Annotated in this window: 22 protein-coding genes; 5 read left to right on the top strand and 17 right to left on the bottom strand. The window is 68.9% G+C overall.

Features of this window, described 5'->3' with window-relative positions; translation table 11 throughout:
• Positions 1 to 13: 13 nt before the first annotated feature.
• The 7 genes from pucD to uraD are packed head-to-tail and all read right to left on the bottom strand — an operon-like array spanning position 14 to position 6,689.
• Positions 14 to 2,359, bottom strand: a complete 2,346-nt coding sequence (gene pucD, locus SNAS_RS12520) for a xanthine dehydrogenase subunit D (protein WP_013017794.1) — start codon at positions 2,357 to 2,359, stop codon at positions 14 to 16.
• The gene (locus SNAS_RS12515) at positions 2,356 to 3,729 is read right to left on the bottom strand and encodes an 8-oxoguanine deaminase (protein ID WP_013017793.1); all 1,374 of its coding nucleotides are present in this window, start codon (positions 3,727 to 3,729) and stop codon (positions 2,356 to 2,358) included. Before SNAS_RS12515 ends, pucD begins: the two co-directional genes overlap by 4 nt.
• Positions 3,726 to 4,199 carry a (2Fe-2S)-binding protein gene (locus SNAS_RS12510; protein WP_013017792.1) on the bottom strand — a complete coding sequence of 158 codons (474 nt, stop codon included), beginning with the start codon at positions 4,197 to 4,199 and terminating at the stop codon, positions 3,726 to 3,728. Before SNAS_RS12510 ends, SNAS_RS12515 begins: the two co-directional genes overlap by 4 nt.
• Complete coding sequence (locus tag SNAS_RS12505) at positions 4,190 to 5,044, bottom strand: FAD binding domain-containing protein (protein WP_041625997.1); 855 nt, start codon at positions 5,042 to 5,044, stop codon at positions 4,190 to 4,192. Before SNAS_RS12505 ends, SNAS_RS12510 begins: the two co-directional genes overlap by 10 nt.
• A gap of 5 nt (positions 5,045 to 5,049) precedes the next feature.
• The gene (gene pucL / locus SNAS_RS12500) at positions 5,050 to 5,871 is read right to left on the bottom strand and encodes a factor-independent urate hydroxylase (protein ID WP_013017790.1); all 822 of its coding nucleotides are present in this window, start codon (positions 5,869 to 5,871) and stop codon (positions 5,050 to 5,052) included.
• A 3-nt stretch (positions 5,872 to 5,874) separates the two neighbouring features.
• Complete coding sequence (uraH, locus tag SNAS_RS12495; RefSeq protein WP_013017789.1) at positions 5,875 to 6,201, bottom strand: hydroxyisourate hydrolase; 327 nt, start codon at positions 6,199 to 6,201, stop codon at positions 5,875 to 5,877.
• Positions 6,198 to 6,689 carry a 2-oxo-4-hydroxy-4-carboxy-5-ureidoimidazoline decarboxylase gene (gene uraD, locus SNAS_RS12490; RefSeq protein WP_041624820.1) on the bottom strand — a complete coding sequence of 164 codons (492 nt, stop codon included), beginning with the start codon at positions 6,687 to 6,689 and terminating at the stop codon, positions 6,198 to 6,200. The genes uraH and uraD overlap by 4 nt, the downstream gene beginning before the upstream one ends.
• 222 nt (positions 6,690 to 6,911) lie before the next feature.
• Here uraD and SNAS_RS12485 point away from each other — a divergent pair, with 222 nt between their 5' ends.
• Positions 6,912 to 8,429 (top strand): PucR family transcriptional regulator, encoded by a 1,518-nt coding sequence (locus tag SNAS_RS12485; protein WP_013017787.1) that lies wholly within the window; start codon positions 6,912 to 6,914, stop codon positions 8,427 to 8,429.
• The gene (locus SNAS_RS12480) at positions 8,426 to 9,007 is read left to right on the top strand and encodes a nucleotidyltransferase family protein (protein ID WP_013017786.1); all 582 of its coding nucleotides are present in this window, start codon (positions 8,426 to 8,428) and stop codon (positions 9,005 to 9,007) included. The genes SNAS_RS12485 and SNAS_RS12480 overlap by 4 nt, the downstream gene beginning before the upstream one ends.
• Before the next feature lie 13 nt (positions 9,008 to 9,020).
• Here SNAS_RS12480 and SNAS_RS12475 read toward each other — a convergent pair whose 3' ends face one another.
• Both SNAS_RS12475 and SNAS_RS12470 read right to left on the bottom strand, forming a co-directional pair.
• Complete coding sequence (locus SNAS_RS12475) at positions 9,021 to 9,599, bottom strand: hypothetical protein (protein WP_013017785.1); 579 nt, start codon at positions 9,597 to 9,599, stop codon at positions 9,021 to 9,023.
• Positions 9,600 to 9,726: 127 nt separating this feature from the next.
• A complete protein-coding gene (locus SNAS_RS12470) occupies positions 9,727 to 10,227 on the bottom strand; it encodes a MarR family winged helix-turn-helix transcriptional regulator (protein WP_013017784.1) in 501 nt (166 codons plus the stop codon).
• A 113-nt stretch (positions 10,228 to 10,340) separates the two neighbouring features.
• Between SNAS_RS12470 and SNAS_RS12465 the strand changes: the two genes are divergently transcribed.
• Positions 10,341 to 10,973, top strand: coding sequence for an FMN-dependent NADH-azoreductase (locus tag SNAS_RS12465; RefSeq protein ID WP_013017783.1), 633 nt, complete (start codon positions 10,341 to 10,343; stop codon positions 10,971 to 10,973).
• A 2-nt stretch (positions 10,974 to 10,975) separates the two neighbouring features.
• Here the strand turns inward: SNAS_RS12465 and SNAS_RS12460 are convergent, their stop codons facing one another.
• The 3 genes from SNAS_RS12460 to SNAS_RS12450 all read right to left on the bottom strand — a co-directional run bounded on the left by SNAS_RS12460 (position 10,976) and on the right by SNAS_RS12450 (position 16,763).
• Complete coding sequence (locus SNAS_RS12460; RefSeq protein WP_013017782.1) at positions 10,976 to 12,544, bottom strand: N-acyl-D-amino-acid deacylase family protein; 1,569 nt, start codon at positions 12,542 to 12,544, stop codon at positions 10,976 to 10,978.
• 52 nt (positions 12,545 to 12,596) lie between these two features.
• A complete protein-coding gene (locus SNAS_RS12455; RefSeq protein WP_013017781.1) occupies positions 12,597 to 16,121 on the bottom strand; it encodes an NACHT domain-containing protein in 3,525 nt (1,174 codons plus the stop codon).
• A gap of 69 nt (positions 16,122 to 16,190) precedes the next feature.
• The gene (locus SNAS_RS12450) at positions 16,191 to 16,763 is read right to left on the bottom strand and encodes a TetR/AcrR family transcriptional regulator (protein WP_013017780.1); all 573 of its coding nucleotides are present in this window, start codon (positions 16,761 to 16,763) and stop codon (positions 16,191 to 16,193) included.
• A gap of 75 nt (positions 16,764 to 16,838) precedes the next feature.
• Between SNAS_RS12450 and SNAS_RS12445 the strand changes: the two genes are divergently transcribed.
• A complete protein-coding gene (locus tag SNAS_RS12445; protein WP_013017779.1) occupies positions 16,839 to 18,005 on the top strand; it encodes an FAD-dependent monooxygenase in 1,167 nt (388 codons plus the stop codon).
• A 176-nt stretch (positions 18,006 to 18,181) separates the two neighbouring features.
• Positions 18,182 to 18,928, top strand: a complete 747-nt coding sequence (locus tag SNAS_RS12440; RefSeq protein WP_013017778.1) for a dienelactone hydrolase family protein — start codon at positions 18,182 to 18,184, stop codon at positions 18,926 to 18,928.
• Here the strand turns inward: SNAS_RS12440 and SNAS_RS12435 are convergent.
• The 5 genes from SNAS_RS12435 to aspS all read right to left on the bottom strand — a co-directional run bounded on the left by SNAS_RS12435 (position 18,897) and on the right by aspS (position 22,347).
• Positions 18,897 to 19,352, bottom strand: coding sequence for an HAD family hydrolase (locus SNAS_RS12435; protein ID WP_083787099.1), 456 nt, complete (start codon positions 19,350 to 19,352; stop codon positions 18,897 to 18,899). The two genes, SNAS_RS12440 and SNAS_RS12435, sit on opposite strands and share 32 nt — an antisense overlap.
• Before the next feature lie 24 nt (positions 19,353 to 19,376).
• On the bottom strand, positions 19,377 to 19,604 hold the full coding sequence (locus SNAS_RS12430) for an acyl carrier protein (RefSeq protein ID WP_013017776.1): 228 nt from the start codon (positions 19,602 to 19,604) through the stop codon (positions 19,377 to 19,379).
• A gap of 33 nt (positions 19,605 to 19,637) precedes the next feature.
• Positions 19,638 to 20,012, bottom strand: a complete 375-nt coding sequence (locus SNAS_RS12425) for a 3-oxoacyl-[acyl-carrier-protein] synthase III C-terminal domain-containing protein (protein ID WP_052304986.1) — start codon at positions 20,010 to 20,012, stop codon at positions 19,638 to 19,640.
• Between the two features lie 22 nt (positions 20,013 to 20,034).
• On the bottom strand, positions 20,035 to 20,502 hold the full coding sequence (locus SNAS_RS12420; RefSeq protein WP_211207381.1) for a MarR family winged helix-turn-helix transcriptional regulator: 468 nt from the start codon (positions 20,500 to 20,502) through the stop codon (positions 20,035 to 20,037).
• A 75-nt stretch (positions 20,503 to 20,577) separates the two neighbouring features.
• Positions 20,578 to 22,347 carry an aspartate--tRNA ligase gene (gene aspS, locus SNAS_RS37600; RefSeq protein ID WP_052305266.1) on the bottom strand — a complete coding sequence of 590 codons (1,770 nt, stop codon included), beginning with the start codon at positions 22,345 to 22,347 and terminating at the stop codon, positions 20,578 to 20,580.
• Positions 22,348 to 22,406 lie beyond the last annotated feature (59 nt).

The raw sequence follows: 22,406 nt of genomic DNA, 5'->3' as shown, positions 1-22,406 counted from the left end.
TGATCTTGCGGGTTCAGGTATTCGTGATGTGCTCCGGGCGGATGGGCACCCGGGGCAGGCGCAGTCCCGTGGCGTCGCGGATGGCCGCGGCGATGGCGGGTGTGGACGACAGCGTGGGAGGTTCGCCGGCGCCGCGCAGTCCGTAGGGTGCGTTCGGGTCGGGATACTCGAGGATCTCCATACGCATGGGTGGCATGTCGAGGATCGTCGGGATGAGATAGTCGGTAAAGGACGGATTGCGTACTTTCCCGTCTGTCACGAGGATTTCCTCCATGACGGCCAGGCCGAGGCCCTGTGCGGTACCGCCGTGTATCTGCCCCTCCAGGGACAGTCGGTTGAGGATCTTGCCGACGTCCTGGACGGCGGCCAGGTCGACGACCTTGACCAGTCCGAGGTCGACGTCGACGTCGACAACCGCTCGGTGCACGCACAGGGCCAGTTGGGTGTGTGAGTCGCCCTGGCCGGTGACCGGATCCATCTCCTGGGTCGGTCTGTGACGAAATTCGCGGGTCTGCTCGATGGGCGAGTCGCCCAGGATCTCGGCGAGCGCGCCGATCACGCCGCGGGTCGCCGAGACGATCTTGCCGCCGGTCAGCGTGATCTCGTCGGCGGACGAGCCGACGCGTTCGGCGACCACGGCGCGCACGGCCAGGCAGGCCTGCCGCACCGCGCCGCCGGTCATGTAGGACTGGCGCGACGCCGAGGAGGATCCGGCCGAGCCGACCTGAGTGTCGGCCGGGACGATCGTGACCTGCTCGACGCCGAGTTCGGTGCGGGCGATCTGGGCCTCAAGGGTCACCAGCCCCTGACCGACCTCGACACCCGCGGTGTGGACGAGGGCGACGGGTTCGCCGCCGATGACCTCCAGCCGGACCCGCGCGGTGGAGTAGTCGTCGAAGCCCTCGGAGAAGCAGATGTTCTTGATGCCGACGCCGTAGCCGACGCCGCGCTTGACGCCCTCGCCGTGGGTGGTGTTGGCGACGCCGCCGGGCAGTCCCCGCAGGTCGTACCCGTCGTCGTCGACCGGTCGGGGCAACTCCATGGCCTCCAGCCGGGTCAGCATCTCGGCCAGCGGCGCGGGTGAGTCGATGACCTGGCCGGTGGCCAGCGCGCTGCCCTGGGACACGGCGTTGCGGCGCCGGAACTCCACCGGGGACAGTCCGAGTTTCGCGGCCATCGCGTCCATCTGGGACTCGTAGGCGAAGCAGGCCTGGACGGCGCCGAAGCCGCGCATCGCGCCGCAGGGCGGGTTGTTGGTGTAGGTGCCCCAGGCGTCGATCTTGATGTGCGGGACCTCGTAGGGGCCGATGCCGAGTGAGGCGGCGTTGCCGACAACCGCAGGGGTGGTCGAGGCGTAGGCGCCGCCGTCCAGGATGATCTCGGCCTTGGCGTAGACGAGTTTGCCGTCGCGGTTGGCGCCGTGCTCGTAGCGCATCAACGCGGGGTGGCGGTGGACGTGGCCGAAGAACGACTCCTCCCGGTTGTACATCATCTTCACCGGCCGACCGGTGTGGAGTGCCAGCATGCAGGCGTGGATCTGGACCGACAGGTCCTCGCGGCCACCGAAGGCGCCGCCGACGCCCGACTGCGTCATGCGGACCTTGTCCTCGGGCAGGCCAAGGCACGGCGCCACAAGCCACAGGTCATTGTGGATCCACTGGGTGGCGATGTACAGGTCGACGCCGCCGTCCTCGGCGGGAACCGCGAGCCCGGATTCGGGGCCGAGGAACGCCTGGTCCTGCATGCCGACCTCGTATTCGGCGGTCACGACCACGTCGGCGGTGGCGTTGTCGGGGTCGCCGACCCGCACCGGCTGGTGGCGGACGATGTTGCCGCCCTCGTGCAGGTGGGGCGCGGACTCGTCGAGAATGGCCCGCCGCGGGTCGGTCAGCGGTTCGAGGACCTCGTAGTCCACTTCGATCAGTTTGGCGGCTCGACGTCCGGTCTCGGGATGGTCGGCGGCGATGATGGCCACCGGTTCGCCCTGGTAGCGGACGACATCCATGGCCAGCACCGGCTGGTCGGGGTGGTCGTTGCCGTAGAACTTCACGCCGGGGACGTCCTCGGCGGTCAGCACGCACCGCACGCCGGGGAGCTTGAGGGCGGGCGATATGTCGATGCTTCGGATGCGGGCGTACGGATGCGGGCTGCGCAGCGTCGTGCCCCACAGCATGTTCTCCATCCACAGGTCGGAGGAGTAGGCGAACTCGCCGCGCACCTTCAGCCGGGCGTCGGGGCGGACGGGGCTGTCGCCGACGCCGCCCCGCAGCCCCTGCGTGAGCGGGGTGGGCAGCGACCGCTGCGTGACGGCGGAAGCTGTGGCACCGTGGCCGGTCGCTTCGCGTTCCTGGCTCGTCATTTCGCTTCTCCGTTCACGAGGCGACGGTTGGCGGCTCGGGCCTCGCGGGCCAGCTCGGCGGTGTCGGCGGTGAGGAGCTCGCCGTCGGCCACGATCGGGCGGCCGCCGACGGTCAGCAGCTTCAGCGGCGCGGGTGCCCCGAGGGTCAGGGCCGCGACCGGGTCGGCGATGTCGGCGTGGGCCAGACCGTCCAGCCGCCACAGCGCGATGTCGGCGAGCTTGCCGGGCTCCAGCGAGCCGATCTCGTGCTGGCGGCCCAGGACGGCGGCACCGCCCATGGTGCCCAGTCGCAGCGCCTGCCGCGAGGACAGCGCCGTGGGTCCGCCGAGTTGGCGGGCGGTGTACAGCGACAGCCGCAGCTCGTCGATCAGCATGCTCGCCTCCTGCGAGGCGGCGCCGTCGACGCCGAGTCCTACCGGCATCCGGGCGTCCAGCATGGCGCGGACCCCGGCCATGCCGGTGCCCAGCCGCGCGTTGGAGCTGGGACAGTGGGCGGCTCCGGTTCCGGTGTCGCCCAGGCGTTTCACGGCCTCGGGTGACAGGTGCACGGCGTGGGCGAACCAGACGTCGTCGCCGAGCCAGCCCAGCGAGTCCATGTACTCCACAGGGGAGCAACCGTGGGTCTCGCGGCAGAACTCCTCCTCGTCGAGGGACTCGCACAGGTGGGTGTGCAGCCGGACGTTCGCCGACCGGGCCAGTTCGGCCGACTCGCGCAGCAGTCGGCTGCTGACCGAGAACGGCGAGCACGGTGCGACGGCCACCCGCAGCATCGAGTCGAAGGACGGGTCGTGGTACTTCCCGATGAGGTCCTGTGTGGAGGAGAGGATCTCGTCGATGGACTCCACCAGGTGGTCCGGCGGCAGTCCGCCGTCGGACTCGCCCCGGTCCATTGACCCCCGCGCGGCGTGGAAGCGCAGCCCGATGTCGCGCACCGCACCGATATGCGCGGCGTCCAGTTCGGAGCGGACGGCTCGCGGGTACACGTAGTGGTGGTCGGCACTGGTGGTGCAGCCGGTCAGGGCCAGCCAGCCCAGGCCGCCGCGCACCGCCGCGTACAGGCCGTCGGCGTCGAGCCGGGCCCACACCGGGTACAGCTCGGTCAGCCACTGGAACAGCGTGTGGTCGACGGCCATGCCGCGCGTCACCCACTGGTACAGGTGGTGATGGGTGTTGACGAGCCCCGGCGTGGCCAGGCACCCGGCACCGTCCACATACTGCGTCGGGGTGTTGTCGTCAAAGGACGGTGCGCTTCCGGCGGCCACGGCGGTGATGCGGCCGTCCTCGACGACGATGTGCCCGCGCTGGTGCTCGGTGTCGGTGTCGTCGACGGTCGCGACGGCGGCGTTGTCGATGATCAGTCGGCTGCTCATGCCGCCCTCCTCGTCGCGGCCAGCCGCACGGCGTCGAGAATCTTCTCGTAACCGGTGCAGCGGCACAGGTTTCCGGCCAGTGCTTCCCGTATCTCGGCGTCGGACGGTTCGGCCGACTTGTTCAGCAGGTCGTCGGCGGACACCAGCAGTCCCGGGGTGCAGAACCCGCACTGCACGGCCCCGGCCTCGACGAAGGCCTTCTGGATCTCGGCCAGGTCGGTGTCGGCCTTTTCGGCCAGTCCCTCGACGGTGCGCACCTCGCGGCCCTCGGCCTGGGGCGCGGCCACCAGGCACGAGCACACCGGCTCGTCGTCCAGATAGACGGTGCAGGAGCCGCATTCGCCTTGCTCGCAGGCGTTCTTGGCGCCGGGGTACCCGGCGCGCTCCCGCAGCACGTACAGCAGGCTCTCACCGGGCCACACGTCGTCGACGGTCACCGGGGATCCGTTCACCGTGAACTTCACGCGCATTGGTACTCCTTCCACGCCCAGCCGAGGGTGCGGCGGGCCATGACGGACAGGGCGTGACGGCGGTAGGCGGCCGAGCCCCGCACGTCGTCGATGGGACTGGCGGCCTCGGCCGTCAGCCGGCCGAACCGCCGCGAAACGGTTTCGTCGATGTCGGAGCGCTTCTCCCAGTCGAGGGCTTCGGACAGGAAGGTCTCCGCCGAGGTGGCGCGCCGGGGTGTCGGTGCGGCCGAACCGATCCCGGTGCCGACGCCGCGCGACTCGGGGTCCAGCGACAGCGCGAAGGCGCACACCGCGATGACCATCGCGTTGCGGGTGCCGATCTTGGCGAACTGCTGCGGGCCCCGGGCGGCGGGGACCAGGATCGCGGTGATCAGCTCGTCGGGTTCCAGCACGTTGCGTTTGACGCCGGTGAAGAACTCCGGAGCCGGTATCCGACGGACACCGCGCACACTGGATAGTTCGATGTGGGCACCGGACGCGACCAGCGGCGGGTGGCCGTCGCCTGCCGGTGAGGCCGCGCCGAGGTTTCCGCCCAGCGTGCCCCGGTTGCGGATCTGCGGGGAGCCGACGGTGCGGGCCGCGATCGCCAGGCCCGGCAGCCGGGTGCCCAGTTCGTTGATGACGCGCGAGTACGGGACGCAGGCGCCGATGCGGATCCGGTCGCCGTCGTTGCCCCATTCGGCCAGTTCGGTCACCGGGTTGAGGTCGAGCAGCGCGGCGGGCCGGTGGACGTCGAAGTTGAGCTCCACCATGATGTCGGTGCCACCGGCGATCGGCACGGCCCCGGGATTGCGGGCCTTGTACTCCAGCGCCTCGGTCAAGGTCGCGGGCCGGTGGAAGTCCATGTCCGTCATCGCTTCACCGTGCCCTCGATGAGGCCGTAGGGGCGGTCGGCGGCGTTGAAGACGAGGCCGGGGTTGTCGAGTCCGAACGGGGACAGGTCGTACACGAAGTGGTGCTTGTTGGGCAGCGACAGCGACACCTCGGTCACCTCGGGCACCGCGCTGAGCACGCGTTCCCCTATGGAGTACAGGGTCTGTTGCAGTGACAGCGAATAGGTGTCGGCGAACGCGGCGATGACGGCGCCGCGCGCGTCGGCGAAGGCGCGGGTGAAGTCGAGGTCATCGGAGGCGTAGACCCAGGTGGCCGACACGGCCGTGGCCAGGATCCGGTCCTTGGTCTCCGGCAGGGTCGTATACCGGTCCTTTATGTAGCCCGTGAACTCCGAGTCGGTGGAGTTGAGCAGCAGCAGGTCCTTCAGTCCGGCGGACACCGTGGCGACGTCCCCGTCGTATCCGATGTGGGCGGTGCGGGTCTCCCCTCCGGAGCCGCGACTGAAGGAGTGGTCGCCGACCCGCTGCCAGGCGTACTCGTCCAGGTCGACCGAGGCACCGTGGATGGGGTCGAACTCGTCGACGAAGTGCCGGGCCAGCCGCAGCCCGAAGGTCTCGACCTGGTCGATACCTGCGCGGGCGAAGGCGTAGACGGTGTTCTTCTGGGTGTCGGTGGGCACGACGTGGGAGTTGTCGCCGGACAGGTGGACGTCGGTGAGGTCGCCGGACAACGCGATCGACACGTTGAGGTCCCGGATCTCGTGACGCGGGGTGTCCCGGCACAGCCGCACCACCCGGGTCTCGGCCTTGCCGTACTGGTTGACGTCGAGTCGGGCCATGGTCTAGCTCCCTCGGTAGGTCGAATAGGCGAACGGGCTCAACAGCAGCGGCACGTGGTGGTGAGCGTCCGGGTCGGTGACGGTGAAGCTGACGATGACCTCGGGGTGGAAGGTCGGGGTGCGGCGGCGCTTCCACCACTCGCCGGTGTCGAACACGATCCGGTGCTTGCCCTGGCGCACCGTCCAGCCGCCGATGCGGCCGTCGGCGTCGGTCGCGCCGACGTGCAGCTGTTCGTACTCACCGGGTTCGGACTCGAACCACAGCTCGACGCCCATCTCGGCCGCGGGTTTCCCGGCGGTCGCGTCCAGGACGTGGGTGGACAGACTCATGTGCTCACCAGCTTTCGCAACCGCAGCGCGACGATCGCCCGCAGTTCTCGGGCCACCTCGGCGGCTTCGGTCTCGGGGTCGTTGTCGAGCCGCCGCCGCGCCTCGGCGACCATCTCGGCCGCCGAGCGTCCGGTGGCGCAGATGAGGAACACGTGGCCGAAGCGTTCGGCGTAGGCGGCGTTGGCCTCGGCCTGGGCCCGCGCGGTGTCGGCGTCGGCGGACGCGGCGCCGCGCTGTTCGCCGCGCGACCAGGCCGACTCGACGGAGTCGCCGCCGACCTTGGCGCCGATCGCGGGGTGCGCGTCGACGGCCTGCCGGATCTGTTCCGGCGTCAGCGCGTCGTAGGCCGCCAGCCCCGCCTCGCGCAGCGCTTCCGCGTCGGCGTAGGGGCGCCCGGTCGCGACGGCGTCGATCCAGGCGGGGGCGGCGCACACGGCGGTCAGCGCCGCTCGCGCCTCGTCCGCTTCGAGCGAATTAAATGCCTCCATGCTCAACACGGTTCGCCTCCTCGCGGACAGTAGTCGGTCGAATCGAGATAGTCATTTACCTCGATGAAACGGAAGTAAACCCGCGTGGCATGGACCGCCGCCAGTGTCACAAGACACAAAACATCGGCCCGACATCCCGGCCAGATTTGGAGGATCATCCAGATCACATGTGAGTTGCCGAACGGTTAACCTTGCGTCCACCACGACCCCCAGGGGGTGACCATGGATTTGCATGCTTTGCTCCAGATGCCGGAGCTGGGGCTGACACTGCTGTCCGGACAGGGTCACCTGGACCGCAAGATCCGCTGGGTGGTTCCCACCGATCTGCCCGACCCGCGGCGTTACCTGTCCGGCGGCGAGCTCGTCCTCACCGGGATGCTGTGGCGGCACGACGAGACCGACGCCGACAAGTTCGTCGGCTGCATCGCCGCCGCCGGGGTCAGCGCCCTGGGCGCCGGTGACCCCGAGCGCTCCGACATCCCGGCCGAACTGGTCGACGCCTGCCGCCGTCACGACCTGCCGCTGTTCCACGTCAGCCCCGAGGTGTCGTTCTCGACGATCACCGAGCGGGTGGTGCAGCGGCTGTCGGCGCACCGGTCCGCCGACGTGGCGGCGGTGCTGGGGCGGCACCGGCAGCTCATCGCCTCGGGCGGCGGCCTGGGCGAGGTGCTGGCGCTGGTGCACGACGAGCTGGGCATGGACTGCCAGATCCTGTCGGCCACCGGACGCGTCATCCGTTCGAGCACCCCCGAGGCGACCCCCAGCGCGTCGGCCCGCAGGACGATCGCGGCCAAGGTACTGGGCGGCGGGCCGTTGCCGCGCCGGATAAGGGTGAACAAGCGCAGCGAGTACTCGGTGTTCGGCGTCGGCGGACCGTCCCCCCACTGTGGCTGGATGCTGGTCGTCGACGACGACCACACTCAGTGGCCGCCGCAGCGCCGCGACGTCACCGAGGAGCTCGTGGCTCTGATCTCGCTGGAGTTGCGCCGCACCGTCGAGCGCGACCAGTCCGAGCACGACCTGGTACTCGCGCTCGACACCGGCGCCGACCACCTCGCCTCGCATCTGGCCCACGCCGGGCTGAGCGGGCCGGGCGGTTACGTGGTGGCGGTGTGCACCGCCACCGGACCGGCCTCGCTGAGTCTGGGGCCGTCGGTGCTCACCGAGGCGATCGCCCCGGCCAGCGCCGCCTTCACCCTGGCGCGGCGGCACGGCGAGGTCATCGCGGTGGCCCGGGTCGAGTCCGGGCACGCCGAGATCGTCGCCCACGCCCGCGAGGTGGCCGCGACGCTGTCGAAGGGGCTGCGCGACGACCGGGTGGCGATCGGGATCTCCGACGCCGTCGACTCGGCCGAGGCCCTGACCGGCGCGCTGTCGGAGGCCCGGCACGCGGTGCACCTGGCCACGGCCCGGGAGGCGGCGGTGGAGGTCGCCGGACCCGACGACCTGACCTCGCACGTACTGCTGATGGCCACCGTCCCCGACGGCGTGCGCCGCGCCTATCGCTCCAAAGTGCTGGGACCGGTGCTCGAATACGACAAGGAGCACAAGTCCGAACTCGTCTCCACTCTGGAGGAGTTCCTGGAGTGCGAGGGTTCGTGGTCGCGGTGCGCGGCCAAGCTCCACCTGCACGTCAACACGCTGCGGTACCGCATCGAACGGGTGGAGCGGCTGACCGGACGGGACCTGCGGCGCCTGACCGACCGGGTGGACCTGTTCCTGGCGCTGCGGGTGCCATGAGCGTCGCGGGCCTGGTGTTGGCCGCCGGAGCTGGAACCCGGTTCGGGCGGCCGAAGGCGCTTGTGGAGTATCGGGGCGCGACACTGCTGGATCGCGCGGTGACGATCCTGCGCGAGGGCGGCTGCGAGACGGTGTACGGCGTGCTGGGCATCAGTGCCTACGCGGCCCGCGCGCGCTCGGCCACCGCGTTCACCCCGGTGTACAACCCGCGGTGGCACACCGGCATGGGCTCCTCGCTGCGGGCCGGACTGGCGGCGCTGGATCGCGAGCACGAGGGCGTGGTGGTCCTGCTGGTCGACCAGCCCGGCATCTCACCGGTGTCGGTTCGCCGGGTCCGGGAGGCCCACGCGCTGGGCGCGTTGGTCGCGATGGCCGTCTACAACGGACGACGGGGTCACCCCGTGTGTTTCGATCGCGGGCTGTGGCCGGAGATCGCCGAGGCGGCGCACGACGACGTCGGGGCGCGCGAGTTCCTGCGCGCTCACCCGGATCTGATCACCGAGGTGGCGTGTGACGGCCTCGGCGACCCCCGCGATATCGACACCCCCGCGGATCTGGCGCGACTGCGGCGGCGGTGACTCCCCCGCCGGGTCAGGACTGGCAGGTCGACTCCATCTCCTGGAGGATGCGGTCCAGTTCGGTGGTGTCGGGCGTGCTGCTCAGTTCGGTGAACATCTCCTCCACGAGCTTGACGCACTCGTCGGCGTCCTGCTTCTCGTCTTCGAGGTCCTTGATCTCGTCGTCCTTCTTGTCGATCGAGTCCTCGTTGTCGCTGATGGTGCTGCGGGCGTCGGCCAGGTCGCTCCTGGTGTTGAAGTACAGGATCATGAACACCACCGCGCCGATGAGCAGCAGCGCACTGACGGCGGCCAGGATCGGGACGGCCGCGCTGCGTTTCTTCGGCGGCGGGGGCAGCAGGCCGGGGGCGGGGAACTGCGTCGTCCCCAGCGGGCCCGCCCCGGTGACCGGCGCCGTCGGGTAGGCGGGTACGGCCGTGCCGCCGGTGAACTGCGGCGCCGTCGGCTGCGCCGGGGGCCCGGAGGTCATCGGGGGCGAGGGATCGTAGGGCTGTGTGGGTTGCACCGGCGGCGGCGGTTGTTGTTGCGGCTGTGGTGGTTGCTGCGGATACGCGTTGGGGTCCTGCGGTTGTCCGGGTCCATAGTCGTACATCGGGGAGCTCTCTCGTCAGGGTGATTCCCACCGTCGGACCACGGCGGTAGCTATATCGCCACTGTAGTTGTTCGGCGCCAGACGTGGTGGCCCTGCGTTCTCACCCCGGAACGGACTTACTCCACAATCACCGCATACAGGAACCGTGCGAGGGCTCCTCGGAATCGGAGTCCACACCGGCCAGTTGGCTCAGCACCGAGAAGAAGACGTGCCGGTCCTCGGTGCTGGCTCCGGTCAGCGCCGCCTCCTCGACGCGTTGCCGCGCCGGGACCTTCAGGTCGCGGACCTTCGCGCCGATCTCGGTCAGTTCCGGGACCCGGGCCCGGCGGTCGTTGGGGTCGACGGTGCGCACCACGAAGCCGTCCCGCTCCAGCCGGTCCAGCACCGACATCAGGGTGGTCTTGTCCAGCCCGAGTTCCTGGCCGATGGCCAACTGGGTGCGTTTCTCGCCCTCCCCGACGGCGGCCAGGACGATCCAGTCGCGCATGTCCCGCAGCCCGTGTTCGCGGGCGGCCACGTCCCATTCCTGCCGAATTCGCTGCGCCGCCCGGTGCAGCAGCCACGCGATGTCGGTCCGGACGCTGGAGGTGTTGGGACAGGTGGGGAAGGGTTCGACCGACGATGACATGGGGCAATGGTACGGCAAGACATCGCCAAAGTGCACATTCCGCCGCTAGATATTCTTGCTTCGGATCATCTGGTACCGTATGTTCCGAACTCGTCCTAAGGAAAGGGCTGACCATGTCAGTACTGCTGCACGTCGACTCGAGCATCAACGGCGACAACTCGCACTCCCGCAAGGTGACCGCCACCTTCGCCAAGGAATGGCAGGCCGCCAACCCGCAGGGCCGCTACATCTACCGGGACGTAGCCGCCGACCCTATCCCCCACATCGACGCCGTCACCTACGGCGCCATCAATTCCCCTGAATCCGAGCACACCCCCGAGCAGGCCGAGGCCTTCGGTCCGGCCAAGCACATCATCGACGAGGTCGTGGCCGCCGACACGATCCTGCTGGGTGTGCCCATGTACAACTTCTCGGTTCCCTCCCACCTGAAGGCGTGGATGGACCGCATCGCCATCGGCCGGTTCTTCGCCGACGACGACGGCAAGAGTGAGCTCAGTGACAAGAAGTTCGTCATCGCGACCTCGCGCGGCGGCTCCTACGCCCCGGGCACCCCGCGCCATCACTTCGACCACCAGGAGCCGTACCTGGAGCGGTTCTTCGAGTTCCTGGGTGCCAAGGACCTCACCTTCCTGCACACCGAGATGGCGCTGTCCCACGTGGTCCCGGCACTGGCGCAGTTCAAGCACATCTACGACGAGACCCACGCCGAGGCCCACAAGCGGGCCCGCGACCTCGCCACCGCCTAGTCCTACCGGACGCCGGACCGCAGCGCTCTGCCACCGAGCGCCGCGGTCCGGTTTCCGTCGTCTATCGCCAGTTCGCCGTTGACCACGACGTACGGGATACCGCTCGGCTGTCGGCGCGGTTCGGCGAAGGTGGCGGTGTCGATGACGGTCGCCGGATCGAAGGCGACCAGATCGGCGGCCCAGCCCTCGCGCACCAGCCCCCGGTCGGTGAGACCGAGCCGTTTCGCGGGGCGTCCACTCAGGTGCACGACACATTCCTCAAGCGACATCAGCCCGAGGTCGCGGCTGTAGTGGCCGAGATAGCGCGGGAAGGTGCCCCAGGCTCGCGGGTGGGGACGGCCGCCGACCAGCAGACCGTCACTGCCCGCCATGTGGGCGGGGTGACGCATGATCGCGCGGACGTTGTCCTCGTGGCCCACGTGCATGACGCAGCCGGTGCCGAAGTTCTCGGCCAGCAGCAGCTCGACGTAGAACTCGGACGGCTCAACGGCTCCGGCCGCCTGCGCGACGGTCAGGCCCACCAGGTGCTGATGCTCGTCGCGGGCGACGCCGCTGATCTCGATCAGGTCCCACTCCACCGCGACGCCGTGACAGCCGTCGGTGCCCACGACGTCGAGCTCGTGGCGGATCTTCGCCCGCGTCTCGGGATCGCGCAGTCGCCGGGCGCACTCGGCCAGCCCGCCCTCGAACGACCAGCTCGGCAGCAGGGCCGACAGCGAGGTCGCCCCCGGCAGATACGGATAGGTGTCCAACGTGATGTCCACGTCGGACGCGGAGTCGATGAGGGCCAGCAGTTCGTCGGCGCGGCCGACGTTGGGCCGGAAGTTCATCGTCGCGTGGGTCAGATGCACCCCGCAGCCCGACGACCGTCCGATCTCGATCATCTCGGCGTACCCCTCCAGCGCCCCCGCCCCGTAGCTGCGCTGGTGCGGCGCGAAGAACCCGCCGTGCGCCGCCACGACCTCGCACAGCGCGATCAACTCGGCGGTGCCGCCGTACATGCCGGGCACGTAGCTCAGACCCGCCGACATCCCGAAGGCCCCGTACGCGAGGCTCTCGTCCAGCAGCCGCTTCATGTGCTCCAGTTCGGACGGAGTCGGCGGCCGGTCGTCGTACCCCATCGCCAGCATTCGCACAGTCCCGTGTGGAACAAGGTAGGCGGCGTTGACGGCGATCCCACGGTCCAGCAGCTCCAGGTACTCCCCCACGTCGCGCCAGCTGACGCCCAGTTCCGGCTTGCCGTTCCAGGCCGCCAGCTGCTCCCACAGCTGGGGCAGTACGACGTCGTCGATCGGCGCGTACGACAGGCCGTCCTGTCCGATGACTTCGAGCGTGCAGCCCTGGCCGACCTTCGCCAGGTGCTCGGGGTCGCTCAGCAACGCCAGGTCGGAGTGGGCGTGCATGTCGATGAACCCGGGGGCCAGCACCAGGCCGGACGCGTCGATGACGCGGGCGGCGTCGGGGACGTCGCCGATCGCCGCGATGCGTCCGCCAGCGACGCCGAGGTCGGCGCGGTATCGGGGGTTGCCGGTGCCGTCGATGATGTCGGCACCTCGAAACACCAGGTCCATCGTGCCTCGCTGTCGCTAGGGGGTTCGACTACTGCGCACCCTAGCCGAGACGTCAGGCGATGGGCGAGTGGAGCTTGAACTTGCCGAGGACGTCGGGGTGCGCCCAGTCGCCGAAGCGGCTCTGTCGTTGCTGGCTGATCTCGTCGTTGCGCTTCGTCAGCTCCGCTAGCGTCCCCCGAAGCGGGTTCTCACGCCGCAGCAGGTAGCGATCGATGACGATGGTGACGGTCGCCGCGAAAGCGTAGCCGCCGACGCTGAGCAACGTCGCGGGCAGGGCATCGAACCGGTTCTCGAGTCCGATCCACGACAGTGCCGTGACAGGCAGGAACGCGCCGATGAAGCTGCGGTATAGCACCAACACTCTGCCCACCGCTTCGAAGCAGTACAGCAGATACGTGACCGCTCCGGCCCCGGCGAGCCACTGAAGCCATGCCGGGCCCCAGTCCTCGGCGAAGAGCCGATACACGACCAGCCCCGCCCACGGGGCAAGCGGCAGCGCCGCCAAACCCGGGTAACGCCGATAGGCGCGGTCCGACAGTCCTCCCAGCAGGTAGAGCGAGACGAACCCGAGACCAATCAATACCACTATGGCGCCGAGTAGTCCGAGTGTCCGGCCGAACCAGTCGACGAGCTGCGCACCGCCCACCACCAACATGGGTATGGCCGCGACGCCGACGAGCAACACCACGGCAACCCCGATCGCGGTCGCGCTGCGGATCACCAGACTCGCCGTGCCGCCCACCGCCACGCACGCCGCGAAGATCGGGAACCACAGTGGATGCCACGATTCGGCGGGCGCCAGCGTCAGGAACACGACCGTCGCGGCCACGGAGAACGTGGCCATGAACGCCCACTGTAGATGTCGCATCGGGCTCGACGGTTTCGCGTCGGGTTCCAGCCGCGTGACCGGAACCCAGTCGACGTCGAGATCGTGGTACGGCCTGCCCTTCGCCATCGACAGCACTCCGGCGAGCGCCGTGTCGGAGATGCTGTCGCGCAGGACCTGAAACCAGGCGGCCATTCCCACCGGCCGCTTGCCTCGCTCATCGCGGTCAATACCACCCGAAGCTGTCACGAGTTCCAGGAGTACAACCTCCGCGCGGTCCGGGCTGAGGTTCTCCACCGGCGTGTTCGAGCGATGACCAGCGGCCCCGGCCGTGTCCCGAAGGTCGGTGTCCGTGGCGGCCGGATAGTACTCCAGCGCGTTGGCGATCGGCAGTGCTTCAACGCGCTGTATTCCCGCCATGGCCGCCTCCGCCACCAGGTATGTGGCGATCCGGTTGTCAATCTGCAGGTCTTCGAGGTTGATCGGATAGTCGGCGCGCGTGGGATGGAACCCGGCCAGGATTGCGACGATGCGATTCATCAGCCGGACGAAGTCCGCCGAACACCCGGCCTCGAAGGGCCGCCACGGCAGGTCCAGTTCCGTCGGTTCGGGAAAACTGATCCGCCGCAACACCGCCTCGTGTCCCGGCATGGCCACAAGTTGCGCCAACTTGAGGGCGGCGGTAACACACACCTCAGACCGGGGATCGGAAAGCAGTTCGGTGAGCCGCTGCAACGCGAGCGGCGACGCGATCAACGCGATGTCGCTGACGAGTTCGGCTTCGAACCCTGTTTCGGGATACCCGAAGTCGCTCGCGACGGGTCCGGGGTTCATCGATTGACTCCATGGTGGCGTATGGAGGTTCCACAGTGCTTTGACCGCGGTGTCCCCCATCAACCGGAAGAACCAGATCGGCTGGATACCTCCTTCGTCGTTTGACGCGTTCCGCATTCGACGCAGCAGATGATCGGCCGCGTCCTCGTGCCCGGACATCGCCAGCACGTGCATCATGCTGGCGTCATTGAGTTGCGGATCCCCGTCACTGCCGTCCATGAGGAGTTGGCGAACCCGGGTACCGAGTGATCGTGAGTCCGCCGCCAGCGACGAGATCGCCGACATGACGCGGCCCTCATCCTGGGCGCTGGGCAGCAGGGCCAGGCCGTCGGGTGTGAAAACCCTGAACGTCTGCATGACTCGCTCGGTCAGCCAGTCGGGTATATAGTCCCCATCGGACTCAGCGAGGCAATCCAGTGCCAGCGCGAAGTCAGACTGCTGAAGGATGTCGACAATCGACGGAACACTCGCGGACGCCTGTCCACACCACAACCGCACCACCTCCCGCCACGTGTCCGGATCAGAGCGATAGTGCGACAGCAACTCCGTCGGATGCTCCCCGAACGTCGTCGCCGCGAAGAACTCCTGCAGATTCAAGTGCGCGAACTGGTACTCGTTGCGGGCGTGCAACTTCCGCAACAGTCCGGTGCGGTGGACGATCTCTCGCAACAGCGACGTCGCCACGTCCTCGGGCAGGCCCGCCTGTGGCAGCGTCGCCCTGATCTCCGCGATCACCTGCTCGTGACTGAGCACCTGCCGTTCGGCCCGCAACGCGCGAAGCGCCAGCTGCCGCAACGCCAAGGACTTCGACTCGGCGCTGAACTCGTCCCCCGCCTTGTGCGTCAACAGGAAGTCGACGACCTCCTCGAAGAACCTCCCGCGCGAACCTGGCAACGGACGATCGACGTCGGTGCGACCGTACACATAGGCCATATATGTCAGCAGCAACGGGCTCTGGGCCAGCTGCTTCAGCCGGTCGACCCCCGCGTTCAGGTCAGCCTTCAACCGCCGCACCTGCTCAGGCGACCCGTCAGGGCGTTCAGACCAGCGCTCCAGAAACTCGTCGATGTTGGATTCGGTAAATCCGCCGAGCGACAGGGTGTCGTATCCGGCGAGCCGCTGCCGATACACCGCTTCCCGACAGGTCACCGTGAACCGGCACCGCGGATACCGTTCCCGCGCCAGGACCAGCAGCCGACGCACCTCGTCCTCATTGGTCTTGGACACCTCGTCGAGTCCGTCGAGCAACAGCCACAGCCGACCGCTGCGCAGGCTGTGGAGCACGAACCGCATCGCGTGCGAGACACCGCGCAGCTGGAAGCTCCGCGCGATCAGCTGTCGCAGCGGATACAGTTCGCCGTCCTCGTCCAGCGGATGCGGTTTCTCGGGCCGCAGCTCGGGCCTCAGATCGGGAAGGCTGATCCGGATCGGAATCGGCTCGCTGCTGACCTCGCTGAACCTGTTGGCCCAGCCGTACACCAACGCCTGCAACAGCAAGCTCTTGCCCGATCCCGGTTCGCCGGTGATGACCGCGGCCTTGCGGCGGTCGGAGGTGCTCAGCCTGCGCTCCATGGAATCAGGTTCCGGTTCCGCCGCCTCCTCGTCCGAGCGCTTCACCCGTGGTCGCGTCGACCGGTCCGCCACCGAACGTCCAACGTAGAGCTGGGTCAGTTTGACGGGGTGCTCGCCGTGCGCCACGAACGGCAGCGGAACCTCGCTGTCCACTCGCAGCACCTCGTCCCGGTACCGACGCAACGCCCGCAGCCGGAACCGGATGTTCACCGCGCACCAGGTGAGGACCCGCTCCACGAATCGGCGGCCCGGTGGGGTCGCGGTCAGCACCGCGGCGGTCAGCAGGACGACCACGTAAACCGGCCAGGGCGCACCGATGGCTTTCAGGATGGGCTCGATGGGCATGAGAGTCTTTCCGCAGGGTCACACCATTGTGCCATCACCCACCCCCGCAGCGTGACCTCCGAAATGCAGCTAGCCCGAGTGCCACATGCCTTCCAGGATCTCCCGCAGCGTCCGCCGCAGTTCGTCCAGTGACGGCTGGCCCCCGGCTCCGGCGATGGCGTCGAAGATGATCCCGTCGATCATGGACACCATCACCCGGCCCCGGCGCTCGGCGTCCTGGAACCCGGTCGCGGCCAGCAGGTCAGCGGTGTACCGGCGCGGCAGCACTCCCGCCTCGTCGTAGATCTTCCGCAGCCGGGGGCTGCGGGTCGCCTCCAGCGCCATCTCGTACCGGGCCTGGGTGATGCGGCGGTGTTCGTTGATCAGCAGGTGGATCGACTGGGCCGCGAACTCCGCGAAGGCTTCGGGGCCCTGGCCCAGGTCGCCGGACGGGAACCGGCTGAACCGGTCGGCCTCGATCTCCATCAGCCGGGTCAGGCCCAGTTCCAGCAGGGCTTCCCGGGTTCGGGCCAGATTGGAGGTCGACCCGTAGGCCAGTCCGGCGGTCTCGTCGACGGCTCGGTGGGTCAGGCCACGCATTCCCTTGGCCGCCAACACTTCTAGGCTGGCATCCGCGACTATTCTGGCCCGTTCGGATTTCACGTGGCGAATACTACACTTGTTGTTTCACTACTTCTGTAGTAACTTTCGACTACAAACGTAGTGAAGGAGTCGGTCATGAGGAACGCGGTCATCGTCGGCGGCGGCATCGGAGGGCTCACCGCGGCGCTGGCGCTGCGCGGGCACGGTTGGCAAGTCGCCGTCTACGAGCGGTCCCGAAGCCTGGAGCCCGTGGGTTCGGGACTGGCCGTGGCACCCAACGCGCTGCGGGCGCTGGACACCATCGGCGTCGGCGCGGAGGTACGGCGACTGTCCAGTTTCGCCGGTGCCGGCGGGCTGCGGCGGTCCAGCGGCGGCTGGCTCAACCGGGTCAGCGTCGAACGGCTCACCGAGCACTTCGGCGACCCGACGGTCGTGCTGCCGCGCGCGGCGCTGGTGGAACAGCTGTCGAGTCGCATCGATCCGGCCGAGCTGCACCTCGGCGTTCAGGTGGAGGCGGTCGATCCCGAAACCGGAATCGTGACCACCGACGAGGGCGTGGTCAGCGCCGATCTCGTCGTCGCCGCCGACGGCATCGGCTCGCGACTGCGCGCCACCGTGTTCCCCGATCACCCACGTCCGGTGTACTCCGGCGGAACCACCTGGCGGGTCATCGTCCCCGCGCCCGCGAAGCGGCCGGAACCGGCGGAGTACTGGGGCCGGGGTTCGGCCGTGGGCGTGGTGCCGCTGGCCGACGGCCGGGTGTACCTGTACGCGATGGCCCGCTGCGCGCCCGGCGAGCGGGCACCCGACGACGAGCGCGCCGAACTGCTGCGGCGCTTCGGTTCCTGGGCCGCGCCGATCCCGGAGCTGTTCGCGTCCGCCGACCCCGCCCGGGTGCTGCGCAACGACGTGTACTTCATGGAGACGCCGCTGCCCGCGCTGCACGGCGGCCGGGTGGCGATCCTGGGGGACGCGGCGCACGCGATGACGCCGAACCTCGGGCAGGGAGCCTGCATGGCCATCGAGGACGCCGTCACGCTGGCACACGAGGTGACCAAGGGCGACGGGCTGGCGGGTTACACGCGTTCCCGGTCGGCGCGCACGTCCATGATGGTCGCCGAGTCGGCGAAGGTGGGGCGCATCGCCATGCTGGACAACCCGTTCGCGGTCGCGGCCCGCGACACGGGGATGTGGCTGGCCGGACGCCTGGGCACCGGACCGGCGCTGCGCAAGGCGGCCCAGTACTACGACTGGTGGCCGCCGCGCGAACCGTCGGTCACCGCCGACGAGTCCCGCGCCTGAGGCAGTGTCTCGTCCGGCTACCCGGCCGGTCTGGGCTCGGCTCGGCGGCGGAATCGCGCGAGACTGGCCCTGGGACTCCTAGGGAGGACTCCCCCACCTTCACGCCTTTCACGGCCCGGATTCGAGCGTTAGCTTGGGGCACATCCCATCCCCGTCCAGAAAGGTCCTGTGATCCCATGTGCCACGACACCGATTCGGCTCCGCCGAAGCTGTCCGAGTCCGGCAGTGTCGCCTCCGAGGAACTGCTCGAACTGACCTCGGCCGACGGGACGAGCTTCACGGTTTTCCACACCGAGCCAGGCCAGCCGCTGGGCCGCAGCCTGGTGGTGTTCCCGGACCGGCGCGGCGTTCATCAGTACTATCTGGAGCTCGCGCGGCGGTTCGCCGAGGCCGGGTTCTCGGTCGCCGTGTTGGACTACTACGGACGGACGGCGGGGCCGGGACCACGTGGCGACGACTTCGACTGGGCGCCGAACTTCCGGCAACTGGTGCCCGACAACGTGTCCGCCGATGCCGCAGCCGTGGTGGAGTTCCTGCGGCGGCGGCATCCCGACGACGACGTGTACTCGGTGGGTTTCTGCCTGGGTGGCGGTCATTCGTGGCGGCTGTCGAGCGTCGTGGCGGGCCTCAACGGCTGCGTCGGCTTCTACGGACTGCCGAGTCTGGCGGCCGAGCGCGTCACCGAGATCTCGGCCCCGCTGCTGTTGCTGCTGGCCGGGGACGACGTCGCCACCACGGCCGAGCAGTTCGACGACTTCCGGCGGCAGCTGGACGAGGCCGGGAAACCATACGAGCACAAGGTTTACGAGGGCGCTCCGCATTCGTTCTTCGACGGCGGCAATCCCGAGTGGAGCGAGATCTCGGCCGACGCCTGGCGCCGCGTCCTGGACTTCACCGACCGGTACGCCTCGACCGTGGCGTGACCGCCGATACTGGCGGCCGGGCCGCCAGTATCGGCCAACCGCGCGCCCAGGCGTCGGCCAGCGGGTTCAGGCAGGCGAAGAACGATCCCGACACCAGCACGATCGGGATGCCGACGCGACGGTATCCGTCGATTTCGGACTTGACCTCGGGCACGAAGAAGTCCCCGCTACCGGACTCGTAGGCGAACCACTGTCGTCCCAGGTTTTCCAGCAGGTCACGTCGTTCCCCGGCGTAGGTGCGGTAGTAGGCGCGGTTGACCGACTCGCGGCTGTGGCCCTGGGCCCGCAGCCAATGCAGCTGGTCCACGACGGCGCGGGCGGCTTCCGGGCCGTCCCCTCGGTGGGACAGGTAGAAGGCCAGGAAGCCGAAGATCGTCGTCCTGGTGGTCACGGTGCCGTCGACGTCGAAGAACGCCGCGCTGATCCGGTTCGTGGTCGCGGACGTCTCCTATCCCGTGACTCCGTTGTCGCGCAACAGGAGCGCCGCCCCCCGGATCGTGCCCGCGTCGCCGAGGCGCACGCCGAACTGTTTCTCGGCGAGGACCGACAACTCCACCAGGACGAGTGAGTCAACGTCCATGGCTTCGAACGAGGTGGTGGGAGTGATTTTGCCGGGCTCGATGTCGAACTTATCCGCCATGATGGACAGAAGTTTGTCTTCAATGGGCTTCGACATGTGATGTCTCCTCCTTGTTGAGGATTGTTTCTGCTACTGCTTCAGGTCGATGTCGGGCCACTCCAGCGCGGTCGATCCCCAGGTGAATCCGCCGCCGAACGCGGTGAGCAGCACCCGGTCGCCCCTGGTGAGAGCGCCGTGCGCGACGCGGTCGGCCAGGGCCAGCGGTATCGAGGCCGCGGAGGTGTTGCCGACCCGGTCGAGGTGGACGGCCGCCTTGGCACGGTCCAGACCCAGCCGGTCGGCGACACTGTGGAGTATGCGGATGTTGGCCTGGTGGGCCACACAGTGGTCGACATCGGACACCGTCCAGCCGACGGTCTTCAGGACGGCCCGGGAGGAATCGCTCATCCGTCGCACGGCGTGCGCGAAGACCTCCTTGCCGCGCATCGCGAAGTAGCCGGCCACCAGGCTGACGAAGCGCGGGGTGTCAGCCCTTCTTCTCGGGCTGACGGAACTGCGCCAGCCGGTTGCTGGCCCGCGTCAGCAGCGACCTCAGTTCCTCGGCCTCGTCCGGGGTGAACTCCTCGGCCAGGAAACGTTCGATCGCGACGGCCTTGGCGTCGGCCTGCTTGAGTTTGCGTTTGCCCGCCGGGGTGAGCCGGGTGATGAGAACCCTGGTGTGGTCGGGAGACTCGGTGCGGCTGACGAGTCCCTTCGCGGACAGGTTGGACAGGATCGTCGTCATCGTCTGCGGGGTGACCATGCAGCGGCGGGCCAGCTTCGCCCCCGACATGCCCTCGGTGCCGCTGAGGGTCAGCAACGCCGCGTACTGGGGCACGGTGAGGTCCAGTGCCCGCATCGCGTGTTCCTTGCGGCCGTTTATCGCCTGCTCGGTCTGTTTGATGTACTGGCCGAGGCGGTCCTCGACGGGCATCCGGGCTGATTCGTTGACCACGTGTTCATATTATGATCTTCGGCCGGAAAACGCTGGCCGCCCGTCGGGGACGGGCGGCCGGGCGAAACGGCTGGATCAGTTGGCTTCCTTGACGACCGGCTTGGCGTCCACACCGGCCTCCTTGCGCTGCTGCGCGGTGATCGTGGTCGGGGCGCCGGTCAGCGGGTCGTGGCCGCCGCGGCTCTTGGGGAAGGCGATGACCTCCCGGATAGAGTCCGCTTTGGACAGCAGGGCGCAGATGCGGTCCCAGCCGAAGGCGATCCCGCCGTGCGGCGGCGGGCCGTACTTGAACGCCTCCAACAGGAAGCCGAACTTGTCGGCGGCCTCGGCCTCGTCGATGCCCAGCACGTCGAAGACCTTGCGCTGCGTGTCGCCGTCGTGGATACGGATGGAGCCGCCGCCGATCTCGTTGCCGTTGCACACGATGTCGTAGGCGTAGGCCAGCGCCTCTCCCGGGTTGTCCTGGAAGGACCGGGCCCAGTCGGAGTTCGGCGAGGTGAACGGGTGGTGCAGCGAGGTCCAGCCCTCGTCGGTCTTGCCGAACATCGGCGCGTCGACGACCCAGCAGAACGCCCATTCGTCGGTGTCGATGAGTCCGCAGCGGCGGCCGATCTCCAGCCGGGCCGCGCCCAGCAGTTCCTGGGCGTCGATGGTGTCGGTGGAGGCGGCGAAGAACACCGCGTCGCCGGGCTTGGCGCCCACCGCGGTGGCCAGCCCCGACAGGTGCTCCTCGGACAGGTTCTTGGCCACCGGGCCGCGCGGTTCGCCGGTCTCGGCGTCGAAGAGCACATAGGCCAGACCCCGGGCGCCGCGCGCCTTGGCCCAGTCCTGCCAGCCGTCCAGTTCCTTGCGGGTCTGGGAGGCGCCGCCGGGCATCACGACCGCGCCGACGTGGCCGCCGGCGGCCAGCGCCCCGGAGAACACCCGGAACTCGGTGCCCTTCAGGTAGGTCGACAGGTCGACCAGTTCGACGCCGAAGCGCAGGTCGGGTTTGTCGGAACCGTAGCGGCGCATGGCGTCGTGCCAGGTGATCAGCGGGATCGGGCCGGGCAGTTCGTAACCGGCCAGGTCCTTCCACAGTGCTGCGACGATCTTCTCGCCGAGCTTGATCACGTCGTCCTCGGTCACGAAGGACGCCTCGATGTCCAGCTGCGTGAACTCCGGCTGCCGGTCGGCCCGGAAGTCCTCGTCGCGGTAGCAGCGCGCGATCTGGTAGTAGCGCTCGAAACCGGAGACCATGAGCAGCTGCTTGAACAGCTGCGGGGACTGCGGCAGCGCGTACCAGGTGCCGGGCTGGAGCCGGACCGGCACCAGGAAGTCGCGGGCGCCCTCGGGGGTGGAGCGGGTCAGGGTGGGGGTCTCGATCTCGACGAAACCCTCGTCGTGCAACAGGTTGCGGGCGATGCGGTTGGCCTCGCTGCGCAGCCGCAGCGCGGTGGCCGGGCCGGTGCGGCGCAGGTCCAGGTAGCGGTGCTTGAGCCGGACGTCCTCGCCGACCTCCAGGTGGTCGTCGATGGGCAGCGGCAGCGCGGCGGCCCGCGACAGGATCGTCAGCTTGTCGGCGACGATCTCGATCTCGCCGGTGGGCAGGTCCGGGTTCTCGTTGCCCTCCGGACGCCGGGCCACGACCCCGTTGACCTGGACGCAGAACTCGTCGCGCAGTTCCTTGGCCAGTTCGGCGGCCTCGCCGTCCCGGAACACCACCTGCACCACGCCGGAGGCGTCGCGCAGGTCGATGAACTCCACACCGCCGTGGTCCCGCCTGCGGGCCACCCAGCCCGCGAGACAAACGGGGTATTCGATATCGGTGGCTCGGATCTCACCGGCGTTGTAGGTGCGGTACACGGCGTGAAGGCTCCCGGGTTGCGGTTTTTCGGATGACCGGACCGGAGTGAACCGGCCCG

The sequence above is a fragment of the Stackebrandtia nassauensis DSM 44728 genome (assembly GCF_000024545.1).
In the GTDB taxonomy this organism is placed as follows: Bacteria; Actinomycetota; Actinomycetes; order Mycobacteriales; family Micromonosporaceae; genus Stackebrandtia; species Stackebrandtia nassauensis.
Note: the sequence above shows the minus strand (reverse complement) of the source record. Positions and strands in the feature narration are given on the sequence as shown.